This is a genomic window from Methylobacterium platani (genome assembly GCF_001653715.1).
GTDB lineage: Bacteria > Pseudomonadota > Alphaproteobacteria > Rhizobiales > Beijerinckiaceae > Methylobacterium > Methylobacterium platani.
This window is the reverse complement of record NZ_LWHQ01000017.1, coordinates 44,103-55,556: the sequence shown is the minus strand read 5'-3', so window position 1 is coordinate 55,556 and position 11,454 is coordinate 44,103. Positions and strand designations below refer to the sequence as shown.

11 protein-coding genes are annotated in these 11,454 nt (G+C 72.8%); 2 read left to right on the top strand and 9 right to left on the bottom strand.

All coding sequences use genetic code 11. The features are described from left to right. Positions 1-130: 130 nt before the first annotated feature. The 9 genes from A5481_RS10035 to A5481_RS09995 all read right to left on the bottom strand — a co-directional run bounded on the left by A5481_RS10035 (position 131) and on the right by A5481_RS09995 (position 9,549). Positions 131-760 (bottom strand): uracil-DNA glycosylase, encoded by a 630-nt coding sequence (locus tag A5481_RS10035; RefSeq protein WP_048433951.1) that lies wholly within the window; start codon positions 758-760, stop codon positions 131-133. Further along, complete coding sequence (locus tag A5481_RS10030; protein ID WP_048433952.1) at positions 757-1,506, bottom strand: PIG-L deacetylase family protein; 750 nt, start codon at positions 1,504-1,506, stop codon at positions 757-759. Before A5481_RS10030 ends, A5481_RS10035 begins: the two co-directional genes overlap by 4 nt. A gap of 90 nt (positions 1,507-1,596) precedes the next feature. Beyond that, entirely contained in the window at positions 1,597-2,832 is a 1,236-nt protein-coding gene (locus A5481_RS10025) for a glycosyltransferase family 4 protein (protein ID WP_048433980.1), read from the bottom strand. Then, complete coding sequence (locus tag A5481_RS10020; RefSeq protein ID WP_048433953.1) at positions 2,829-3,653, bottom strand: sugar phosphate isomerase/epimerase family protein; 825 nt, start codon at positions 3,651-3,653, stop codon at positions 2,829-2,831. Before A5481_RS10020 ends, A5481_RS10025 begins: the two co-directional genes overlap by 4 nt. Next, on the bottom strand, positions 3,650-5,206 hold the full coding sequence (locus tag A5481_RS10015; RefSeq protein ID WP_245238815.1) for a YcaO-like family protein: 1,557 nt from the start codon (positions 5,204-5,206) through the stop codon (positions 3,650-3,652). Before A5481_RS10015 ends, A5481_RS10020 begins: the two co-directional genes overlap by 4 nt. A gap of 24 nt (positions 5,207-5,230) precedes the next feature. Beyond that, on the bottom strand, positions 5,231-6,274 hold the full coding sequence (locus tag A5481_RS10010) for a Gfo/Idh/MocA family protein (protein WP_048433955.1): 1,044 nt from the start codon (positions 6,272-6,274) through the stop codon (positions 5,231-5,233). After that, on the bottom strand, positions 6,274-7,446 hold the full coding sequence (locus tag A5481_RS10005) for a class I SAM-dependent methyltransferase (RefSeq protein WP_048433956.1): 1,173 nt from the start codon (positions 7,444-7,446) through the stop codon (positions 6,274-6,276). Before A5481_RS10005 ends, A5481_RS10010 begins: the two co-directional genes overlap by 1 nt. A 133-nt stretch (positions 7,447-7,579) precedes the next feature. Next, a complete protein-coding gene (locus tag A5481_RS10000; protein ID WP_048433957.1) occupies positions 7,580-8,506 on the bottom strand; it encodes an HD domain-containing protein in 927 nt (308 codons plus the stop codon). A 2-nt stretch (positions 8,507-8,508) separates the two neighbouring features. Further along, on the bottom strand, positions 8,509-9,549 hold the full coding sequence (locus tag A5481_RS09995; protein WP_245238818.1) for an inositol-3-phosphate synthase: 1,041 nt from the start codon (positions 9,547-9,549) through the stop codon (positions 8,509-8,511). 12 nt (positions 9,550-9,561) lie between these two features. Here A5481_RS09995 and A5481_RS35165 point away from each other — a divergent pair, with 12 nt between their 5' ends. Beyond that, entirely contained in the window at positions 9,562-9,705 is a 144-nt protein-coding gene (locus A5481_RS35165) for a hypothetical protein (protein ID WP_245238820.1), read from the top strand. A 324-nt stretch (positions 9,706-10,029) separates the two neighbouring features. Next, positions 10,030-11,406 carry a transglycosylase SLT domain-containing protein gene (locus A5481_RS09990; protein WP_048433959.1) on the top strand — a complete coding sequence of 459 codons (1,377 nt, stop codon included), beginning with the start codon at positions 10,030-10,032 and terminating at the stop codon, positions 11,404-11,406. Positions 11,407-11,454: the final 48 nt, after the last annotated feature.

Sequence of the window (11,454 nt, the reverse complement as noted above, 5' to 3'; positions counted from 1 at the left end):
CGCGGCCGTTCGCGGCCAGGCTCGCGCACAAGGGTGCCCGGCGGCACTCCGACCGAGCCCCGCTCGCATGTGCTCGCCATGTAGGCCCTCCGCCGCCGAATGACCAGCCGGACCATGCGGCAGCGGGCAATCAGCCGGGGAGGCCGAGGTGGCGGGCCGCCTGCGCGAGGCCCGCGGCGATGCGTTCGGGCACCGCCGGACTGGTGCAGACATAGGTCGGGCTCGGATGCGGGATCGCCACCGCGGGCAGGCCGGGACGCGCCTCGGCGAGGCCCGACGCCAGCCCCTGCGCGACCCGGCCCGACAGGACCACGACCGCGAGGTCCGGCATCAGGGCGACGAGCGGCGGCAGGTAGGCCCGCGCCGCCCGGATCTCGCCCGTGCGCGGCGCCCGGTTGCGGGCGCCGGGCGCGTGGATCACCCACGGCACGGCGTTCCAGATCAGGGTGTCGCCCCGCGGGATGCCGGCGCCGGCGAGGAAGCGGAACAGGTTGGCGGCGGTGCCGGTCGGGTTGTCGCGGGAGACGAAGGCGGTGCGGCCGGTGGCCGGGCCGGGGGTCTCGAGCAGCAGCAGCAGGCGGGCGTTCACGCCTCCGTCCAGCGGGTCCGCCTCCGGCACCGGCCGGTCCTGCTCGGCCCGGATCCGCTCGGCGAGGCGGCGCAGGGGCGCGAGGTGGGGACTGGCCGCGACGAGGGCGTGGCGCGCCGCGAGGGCGCCGGGATCGGCCAGGCTCTTCGGTGCGGCCGGCCCGTCGCTCACGCGAGGGCGAGCCCGTCCGGCATCGTGCCGGCGAGGCGGAAATGCTCGCGCGCGCCCTCGGCGTCCAGGCGCTCGGCGAGGCCGATGGGGCCGCCGAACTGGAAGCCGATCTGGCTCGCATAGGCCGCGCAGGCGGCGTGCTTGGCCGCCGCCTCCTCCGGGGACAGGCGCACGGTGACGGGCGCCAGGGCCGCGAAGGTCTCGCGGAACGGCTCCTTCGGGTCGGGGGCGCGCACGGTGTAGGGGAAGTCGCGCCACCACAGAATCGGGCAGGCGGGTGCGAGCGCGGTGAGCGCCCGCACCAGCTGGACGTGATCGACGTGGCCGCCCACCCCCTGCGGCGCCAGGAGCAGGTCGGGCGCCCCCTCGTCCATCAGGCGCGCGAGGACCGGGGCGAGGTCGTCGGCGAGCCGGTCGTCGGCCCGGGTTTCGGCGAAGAGCTCGGGCGCCGAGGCGTAGCCGCGATGCGGCGCCTCCCACAGGGCGACGTGGACCGGCGGGCCGAGGCCGAGCGCGGCCGCCGCCGCCCGGTCCTCGTCGCGGCGCAACGCCATGTAGTCGACCTCCGGCCCGAGCCCCTTGTCGAGCTGGCAGGCCAGCGCGAACCCCGCCGGCTCCGGCACGCTCGCGGTGAGCAGCGTCACCATCACGACCCGCCACCCGGCACTCGCGAGCTGCGCCAGGGTGCCGCCGCAGGAGAAGGCGGCGTCGTCGAGATGGGGCGAGAGGGCGAGGGCTGTGGGCATGGGACTCGACTGACGACGACTTGGATGGCGCGGGTTCTCCTCTCCCCGCGGGCGGGGAGAGGGGACATGCGCACGATCCGGGAGCGAACCTCACAACAGATGCGGCTCCGCCCGGAAGCGGCAATTCGGGTCGTGCGGCAGGTCCGGATCGAACCCGGGATCCGGCCGCTCGTCCTTCACCGCGGCGTAGACCTCCATGATCTGCCGCCCCACCGCCTGCCAGGAATAGACCCGCCGGCACTCCTCCAGGGCGGCCGCCGCGAGGCGGGCGCGAAGTGAGCGGTCGGTGACGATCCGGTGCAGGGCCTCGGCCAGAGCCGGCACGTCGCCGGGCTGGACCATGAGCCCGTTCTCGTTATCGCGCAGGCAGTCCGAGACGCCGACCGAGTGGGTCGAGACCACCGCCTGGCCGGCCGCCATCGCCTCCAGGATGGTGTTGGAGAACCCCTCCGCGTAGGTCGGCGAGACGAACACGTCGCCCATCGCGTAGAGGCCCGGCACCGCGTCGTACTCGGCGTAGCCGGTGAAGCGGACGTCGGCCTCCGAGAAGCCGAGATCGGCGGCGAGCGCGCGGGCCGGCTCCACGTCGGGCCCGATGCCGGAGATGACGCCTGAGAACGGCGTGCCGCGCAGGCGCAGCAGGCTCAAGGCATCGAGGAAGTCCAGCACGCCTTTCCGGCGGTCGACCCGGCCGTGGTAGAACAGCCGCACCGGGTCGGCGGCGTCACCCGGCTGCCAGCCCGCCGGCGGCCGGAAGCGCGCGGTGTCGACGGCGCCCGGCACGATGGTGAAGCGACCGGGATCGCTGCCGAGCCGGTCGCAGACCTCGGCCACGAAGGAGCGGCCGCCGATCAGCAGCGCGTTGGCATGGGCCAGCACCCGCACCATGGCCAGCCGATGGGTCTCGCAGCACGAGCCGACCCAGTGGCCGTCGCCGCCCTGGATCGAGACCACGTTCGGCACGCCCAGTCGCTCGGAGGCGATCAGCGTGGCGAAGCCCGTCGGGTAGCCGTACTGGGCGTGCAGCACGTCGAAGGGCTGCCTGGCGTGCTCGGCCGCGATCGTCTCGACCATCGTGGCGATGTCGCGCTCGAAGTCGCCGCTCTCCTGCTCGCCGCGCTGCTCGAGGCCGATCACCCGCACGCCCGGGACCGGCGGCGGCGGGCCGCCGCCATAGACCTTGGTGCCGAAGGCGTCGCCCCGGTACTGGCTCACCATCGTGACGTCGTGGCCGGCGCCGACGAGCTCGCGCAAGAGGTTCTGGGCGTAGACGCTCATGCCGGAAATCGCCGGGAAGTAGCGCCGGCTGACGAAGCAGATCCTCATCGGCGGCACTCCCTGAGGTAGCGGAGCGAATCCGGGATCATCCGGTCGGCCCGGTGGCTCTCGCGGGAGAGCTCGACGCAGACGAGCCTGTCGAAATCGATGGCGTCGAGGGCGTCGAGCACGCCCGCCACGTCCATGTCGCCCTCGCCGAAGGGCAGGTGGACGTGGCTGCCGCGCGCCATGTCCTCGATCGCCACGGTGCCGAGGCTTTCGGCGAACTCGCGAACCGCCGCGGCGGGCTCGCGCTCCTGCGTCACCAGGCAGTGGCCGGTATCGAGAGCCAGCCGCAGGCCCGGGATGGCGAGGGCGGCGTAGTCGTCCAGGGTCTCGACCAGCATGCCGGGCTCGGGTTCGAGGGCGGCGACCACCCGGCGCTCGGCGGCGTAGGCGACGACCTGCTCCAGGCCGTCCCGCAGCCAGCCCCGCGCCTCGGCGGGATCGATGCCGGGCTTCGGCACGCCGGCCCAGAACGACACGGCCTCCGAGCCCAGGATCGCCGCGATGTCGACGGCCCGGTGCAGGAACGCGACCCGGCGGGCGCGGCCCGCCGCATCCGCCGTCACCAGGGTCGGCTCGTGCTTGGCCCGCGGGTCGAGGAGGAAGCGGGCCCCGGTCTCGATCACCGAGCCGAGGCCCAAGGCGTAGAGCCGGCCGCGCACCCGCTCGGCTTCCCGCGCCCAGCCTTCCGCGAACGGGTCGAGGTGGTGGATGTCGAGGGTCAGCGCGACGCCGTCGTAGCCGGCATCCGCGACGAGATCGAGCGCGTCGTCGAGGCGGTGATTGGCCGCCCCGTTGGTGTTGTAGGCGAAGCGCAGGCTCATGCCGCCCTCCCCCGGCGTTCGAGGCGGAACGGCGCGTGGTGCGATTCCGGCTCGCGGTAGAGCGGATAGAGCGGCCCGACGATCGTCTCCGCCAGCGCGACGTCGAAGAGCGGCTGGCCGCCGAAGCGCTCCAGGGCCTCGGGCGTCAGGCGCACCGGGCGCAGGCTCTCGCTCTCCTCACCGAAGCGGATCAGCGGGTGGTCGCGCTCGAGGAGCTTGCGCGTGTTGCGCTCGCCGATGCGGGCGTAGCTCATGGTCTCGACCTCGAGCCCCGGCACGATCGCCTTGACGATGCCCACCCCGCCGCCCGGCGGCGAGGCGTCGACGTAGAGCACGTCGAAGCCCTCGGCCTCCAGCCGCTCGCGGGCGATGCGGGCGCGGTCCTGGCCGGTGGGCGCGGGTTGCGTCGGCAGGTCGGTGAAGCGCTTGGTCGCGCGCTCGGAATAGACCGTCTGGCTGAGGAAGCCCCGCAGGGTCTCGGCCGGCTTGTCGATCCAGTCGAGCATCGCGGCGAGCGCCCTCCCCTCCTCGAGGTCGAGGCTCGGCAGCGCCTTCTCGATGAAGGCGTCGACGTAGCCCGGCGGGGTGATCGAGCGGGCGAGATCCAGCGGCCCGTGCCCGAAGGTCTTGCGCACCCTGGCCGCCTGGAATTCCAGGATCGCCTTGCGCAGGGCCCGCTCGCGGTCGGGATCGCAGGCCTCGCCGCAGGCCGAGAGCGCGATCGGCGCCGGGGCGCGGGAGGGGTCGACGTCGTAGCCGACGCAGTAGACGTTGGTGAAGCCGAACTGGTCGGTGGCGAATTTCGGCATCGCGCGGATGCCCAACGCCTCCAGCCGGTCGAGCATGCCGCGCGTCTCTGGCCCCAGGCCTTCCGACGTGTCGAGCATCACGCCCTGGTCGAGGGCGCGGAACAGGAGGCCGTTGCCGTCGCGCTGGAGCAGCTCGAGCAGCCCGTGCCCGAGGGCGAACTCGACGTCCGGCCCGGCGCCGAGCCCGTTGGTGATCAGGTTGGTGAAGGGCTGGTAGCGCGGCGACAGCTCGAAATAGTCGGTCGCCGCGAGGTCGAGCGGCATCAGCACCGTCTCTCCGGTGCGCGCCCGCACGGTGCCGGTCCATTCGAGCACGGTGTCGCGGTCGACCGGGCTTCCCGCCGGCAGGCCGAGGGTGAGCGGATCGGCGACCGAATTCGCACCGAACACCCGCACGAGGTCGTGGTAGCTGCCGCGCTCCTTCTTGCGCGGGATCAGCGCCAGGCTCGGCATCAGGTTCTCGGCGATCTCCGCCACCGAGCCGATGATCGCCTCGTCGTCGGTGGCGCCGTAGCCGATGCCGCTCGGCATCGCGCCGACGAAGTAGGGATCGTCGAGGAACAGCGACACGAACCAGCACGGCACCCCGGTGCGGTCGAGGGGCGCGAGCGGGAAGCCGACGATCCTTCCCGGGGGCAGCACGTCGAGATAGGCGCGGACCGCGTCCGGCAGGCGCCCGGGGAGGCCCTCGACGATGCGTTTCTGGCCGTAGGAATACGGGCGGGGGGCGGTGGGTTTGTCCACGATGAGGAAACTTCTCCGCGGGCCTCAGGCGGCCGGCATGACGGGGGATCGGGCGGGCAGATGCGAGGGCGAGGCGGCGTAGGCGCGGGCGAGGAGGCGCATCGTGTGGAGGTCGCGCGCGGCCGACCAGGCGTCGCGCCCGGCCGGATCGCGGACGCTGCGCCCGAAGGCCCGCACCTGCTCCAGGAACGGCGAGGCCGCCGCGTCGAAGGGGAGCGGCACGCTCTCGCCCGTGGCGCCGCTCGTGAAGGTGACGCGGCCGCCGGCCTCCTGGCCCATCGTGTCGGTCGCGACGAGCAGGCCCCGGGTGCCGGCGATCTCGAGACGCCGCCGCGGCAGCGCGTCGGGGCAGTTATAGGCGACGTGCAGGCTCGCCAGCACGCCCGAACCGGTCCGGCCGATCACCAGCGCGCCGTCGTCGACGGCGTAATCCTGGGCGCGGGCCTGGGTCAGCGCCGTGACGTCGAGGATCGGTTCGTCGAGGAGGAAGTCGGTCAGGTCGAGGCCGTGGGGGGCGAGGTCCATCAAGGCCCCGCCGCCGGCCTGGGCCTCATCGATGCGCCAGTTGGCCTGCCCGGGAATCGCCGTCCAGCCCCGGTCGAGCCAGCAGGCATAGACGATCCGGACCGCCGTGACGGTGCCGACCCGGCCGGCGCGGATCTCGTCGCGCAGGAGCTTGTGGGCCGGGTGGTGGCGCTGGTCGAAGGCGGTGCCGTAGAGGATGCCGGTCCGGGCCACCGACGCCGCCATCGCCTCGGCGTCGGGGAGCGCGGCCGCCATCGGCTTCTCGCACAGGATCGCCTTGCCGGATTCCGCCAGCGCCTCGACGGCGCCGCGATGGAGATGGTTGGGGGTGGCGACGTAGACCGCCTCGACCGCCTGCTCGGCGATGAGCCCGGCGAGGTCGGCGTGACCCCGCGCGCCGAGCGCAGCGGCGGCGGCCCGCGCCTCGGCCCCCGGATCGCAGACCGCCACGAGGCGGTGACCGGCCTCCCGGATCGCCGGCGCCATGAAGTCCCGGGCGACCCAGCCGAACCCGACGATGCCCCAGCCGATCGAATCCGGCATCACCACCGCTCCGGCAGGTCGACGAACTCGCGGATGCGGGCGCGGTCGAGGGTGTCGGGCGTCATCTCCAGGGTCTCGGGTCCCTCGGAGTGCAGCGGGTAGGTGGCACGCGGCGCGTATTCGTCGCGGTAGCGCTCGGACGGCCAGGCGATGGTGGTGCCCCCCGCCGGATCGGGCGCGTAGAGCGGGTTGAGGCGTAAGTGCGCCCCCTCCCGCGGCAGGGTCAGGCCATCGACCAGGGGCCGGGGCGCCGGGCGCATGCCGGGGCCGCAGACGACCGAGAAGGCCTCGACGTGGTCGAGGGCGGCCGGCGCGGCCGGCACCGGCGCGCGGGCCTCGACCAGCGCCCGGGTCAGCTCGTCGTCGTCGTAGACGAGGCCGTCGGGAAACAGCTCCTCGATCTCGGTTCCCGAGACCGCGTGCCCGGCGGAGAAGCCCGGCCGGGCGCTGTTGTGGACGTGGCTGAGCGCCAGCCATCCCTCCTCGCCGGCGGTCTTGCGCAGGGCTTCGAGGATCCGGGCCTTCTCGGGCAGGAAGTAGAAGGCGTCGTGGCACATCACGAGGTCGACGGGCGCCTGGTCGATCGGCCAGTGCGGCGAGGCGGCGTCGAAGCAGACGAGCTGCGGCCGCTGCCCGGCGACCCAGTGGCGGGCGACCCAGAGCTTGGCGAAGACCACGTCGCCGCCCGAGACCCGCACGCCCCGCCCCTGCAGCTCGCGCAGGTAATGGCCGATGCCGCAGGCGAGCTCGAAGGCGCAAGAGGGCTTGTTCCAGTGCGCCTCCAGCAGGGCGAGGCCGGCGAGATAGGTCGGGTCGGTCCAGCGGTTGACGAAGTAGTCGCCGACCCGGCCCCAGCCGAGGCGGGCGCAGGCCTCGCGCAGCGAGACGTACTTCATCTCGCGCACGAGGTCGCGCAGGGTCGCGGGATCGGCCCTCGGCCCGGTCCACCAATCGTCCTGGTCGGCCAGCAGCACTTCGAGGGCGTGGCCCGGCGCGCCCTTGTCGAGATGGCCGAGCACCTCGCCGATCAGGCCGTCGCGCCCGACCCGCAGGTAGGGAATGCCGTCGACCACCGGCCAGCGCGGGCCGCGCTTGCCCTCGCGCAGGGAATGGGGCGTATCGTGGTGCAGCGCCTCGCCGGTCACCGGCGAGAGGAGCCCGAACGGGATCACGGATGCGTTTCCTCGCGGCGCCCGCCCTGCAGCAGGCTCTGACGTGAGATAGAGCGCGGGCGCGGACGCCCAAGGACGGGCGGACTCCCGAACGGATCCCCCGAGGGACCCGAAAGGGCGTCCGCCGCCCTCGTCACGGCAGCCGCATGTCGGCGAGCACCCGATCGTGGAAGCCCTTCACCGGGCCGTCATGGACGAGCGCCATCTCGCCGAGCACCGTATCCATGGTGAGCGAGGCGGCCCGCAGGTGCTGGGCGATCTGCAGCACCCGGTCGATCACGTCGGCCGCGTGGAAGGCCCGGCCCTCCGCCGTGCGATCGTCCGCCAGGATCTTGCGCGAGGCGGCGACCACGTCCCGCAGCGGCGCGTCCAGCTCCGACAGGGCCCGCTCGCTCAAGGTCGCGATCACCGCATCGAGGTGGTCGCCGAGCAGGATCTCGCCGGTGAAGCCGGCATCCGGCATCAGGGCGTTGTGCAGGTGGTGGGCGAGGGCCGCGACGAAGACCGTGGTCGGGTCGGCACCGTAGAACGGGCTGAGCGCCACGCCGTAGACCGCGACGGTCAGGCAGTGCTCGGCATGGTTCTCGGGCGGCTCGAGCAGGATGCGCGGCTTGCCCGGGCAGGTGACGCCGGCCCGGGGCTGGTCGGCCTGGAGCCGCGCGAAGTGCGGCAGCGGACCGGGTGTCCACTCCCGCGGCGCGGCGAGGCGGGCGCGCAGGCGGTCGGCGAGGGCCGGGTCGAGCGGGCCGGCGACCTCGTCGAAGCCCCGCACCAGCACGGCGGAGGCCTGATCCGCGGAGAGGCCGGCCACGGCGAGGAACGCCGCGTCGAGGTCGCCGAGGCGGGAGGCCGCGAGCGCCTTGGCGGTGATGTCGAGGGCGAGGTCCGCCGGATCGGCGCCGCCGGCCAGCGCCGCCCAGGCCTGGAGGAAGAGCCGCTCGGCGATCGAGCCGTCGCGCCCGGCGGATCGGACGCGCTTGATGTCGTTGAGCTCCACGAGAAGCTCGCGCAGGGCGAGCGGGGCGTGAGCCCCGCCAGCCGCGTCGTGGTTGGCGGCCATTCCTAGTGGACGCCGAGCCAGTCGAGCAGCATGCGCTCCTGCGCGCCGAAGGCGTGCTCGGGGCCGTGGCCGTTCTTGACCATCGGCGCCTTGAAGAACAGCGACAGCTGCTCCTGCACGCCGCCGTCGCCGCGCTTCTTGGCGAGGTCGAGGACGCGGGCGATCTCGATCACCAGCGGGGCGGCCAGGATCGAGTCCTTGCACAGGAAGTTGATCTTGATCTGCATCCGCTGGCCGAGGAAACCGGTGACGTCGATGTTGTCCCAGGCTTCCTTGTCGTCGCCGCGCGGGCGATAGTAGTGGATGTGGACCAGGTGATCCTCGACCGGGTAGCCGAGGATCGAATCCAGCACCGTACCCTTGGTGTTGAGCTTGGACTGGAGCGAGTCCTTGTCGTTGAGGGCGAGGCCGTCGCGGTTGCCGAGGATGTTGGTCGAGAACCAGCCGTCGACGTGCAGCGCCCGCGACTTGAGCGCCGGGGCCAGCACCGTCTTCATCATCGTCTGGCCGGTCTTGCCGTCCTTGCCGGCGACCGGGACGTTCATCTGCTTGGCGAGATCGACCAGCGCCGGCACGTCGGCGGCGACCGACGGCGTGAAGTTGGCGTAGGGGATGCCGTTCTTGATCGCCGCGTAGGCGTAGAGCATCGCCGGGCTGATCGCCTCGTCGCTCGAATCGAGGCCGCGCTCGAAGGCGGCCGCCGAGTTCAGCGTCGGGTCGTCGAGGTCGGGCCAGCGCTCGGTCGAGGCGAGGTTGACCACCACCACGTCGTCGACGCCCGATTCCTCGCGGAAGCGCTTAAGGTCGCCGGCGATGCAGTCGACCGCCTCGCGGTGGTCCTTGGCGACGATGCGGTTGCCGCCGTCGATGTTCTTGCAGAACTTGGCGCTGCCGACCGCCGGCCACGGCTTCATGCCGTTGAGCACCTGGGCGCCGTTCTCGATGTCCTGCCGGGTGAGGACGCCGTGACCGGCCGCCGCGGCGCCGAGATCGTCGCCATTGAGGTCCCACCCGCCGAAGACCAGATCCTTGTAACCGACCATCCCGGCCACGGCATGGCCCGCAAGGGGCAGACCATCGAGACGATTCGAACCGGACTTGATCATCTCGATGCCGGCGATGGCAGTGGTGGCGACAGCCCCACCCATCCCGACGAAAGCGACGCCGACGCGCCGACCGGGCTGCATGCTCATCGGTAGGGATTGTCCTCTTTCAGACCCGCGGACCCCGGAAGGGGCGCTGGAGCAATCGTTCGCTCTACTTCCGCGTGGCGACTGGAAATGCCCGGCGGAGTCTTTGGTTCCCGAAGGGTGCACGATTTTTTCGCGCGCCGCCGGTCGCTCCCTGAGGCTCTGACAGCGCTGGGCCCCGCCCCCCGCCGGAGGCCGCGCCGCAAAATCGCCGCCGGGCCTGCCCCGGCCTCGTCCCATTATGGACACACCCGGCGGCCAGAGGTGCGGACGAGCGAAGCAACGGCGCGGCCCCGACAGGACCGGTTCCGCGCCAAGGACAAAAGGTTGGAGATGGGGGTTCACCCGGAGCCGGCGCCCTGCGCCGACGACGCTGGCCGACTCGTGCCCGAGGCGGGCACCGATACCATCCGCTGGCTGACCGCCCGCGAAGGCCATCATTCGAGAGCGCGCAGCCACACGGTGTCCCTGGCGGCCTCGCTCGCCCGCAAGACCGCCGCGGCGCTCGCGGTCGGCGTCGCCTTCGCGGCCTGCCTGCCGCAGGACGCCGTGGCCCCGGCGGCCGAGGCGCATGACCGGATCGACTTCTCCGCCCCCCGTCCGCCCGCCGCGTCCCGCGGCCTGATGCCGGACTGGCCGGGCCCGGCCCTCGTCGAGGAGACTCCGAGCACCTCTGCGCTGATCCGGCAGGACCTCGAGCGCCTGCGCCAGGACGTGCAGGACACGGTGCCGGCGAGCACGGCGCCGGAGGCGGTGATTCCGGGCGACGACGCGCCCCGCGCCGATGCGCCGTCGACCCGGGAGGCGTCCCTGTCGCCGGAGATGTCGCTGGCCCAGACCGGCTCCGCGGCCCAGGACGCCTCCGTGGTTCAAGAGGCTTCTCTGGCCCAGGACGCCTCCCTGCCCCGGGCGGCCTCTCCCGCCCCCGAGATCTCCCTGCCCGAGATCTCCTTGCCCGAGGTGACCGCCCTGCCGGAGGAGACCGAGGACGGCCGGGTGGTGTTCGGCGACAAGAAGGTGCCGCGGGCGCTGGTCGAGACCATCGTGCGGGCCGCCCGCGAGACCGAGGTCGATCCGGTCTACCTGATGGCGCTCGCCGACAAGGAATCGAGCTTCCAGCCGAGCGTCCGCGCCGGCACCTCGACTGCCGAGGGGCTGTTCCAGTTCCTCACCGGCACCTGGCTCGAACTCCTGCGCAACTTCGGCGCCAAGCACGGATATGCGACCGAGGCCGACCTGATCGAGAAGCGGGGCGGGACGCTGGTGGTGCTGAAGGACGCCGACCGGCGCCGGGTGCTGGCCCTGCGCCGCGACCCCTACGCGGCGAGCCTGATGGCCGGCGAGATGATGAAGCGCGACCGCTCGCGGGTCGAGCAGCGCCTCGGGCGCGACCTGACGACCACGGAATGCTACTTCGCGCATTTCCTGGGGGCCGCGAGCGCCGGTAAGTTCATGGAATTGACGGCCGAGAAGCCGCATCAGCCGGCCCAGGCATCGTTCCGGGCGGCGGCGAAGGCCAATCGCAGCCTGTTCTTCCGTCGCGAGGGGCGGAAGCTGCGCAGCCTGACGGTCGCCGAGGTCTATAACCGACTCGACGGCATGATCGATCAGCGCCTCGACCTGTACCAGCCAGTCGCGGCGATCGCGGAGCAGATCGATACCCGCAGGCCGAACGAGGCACCGCCCGCAGCCCTGAGCCAGCTCCCCTGATCCCGTGATCCCGGGCCTCAGCTTGAGCGAAGCGGCCACGGGAGCAGC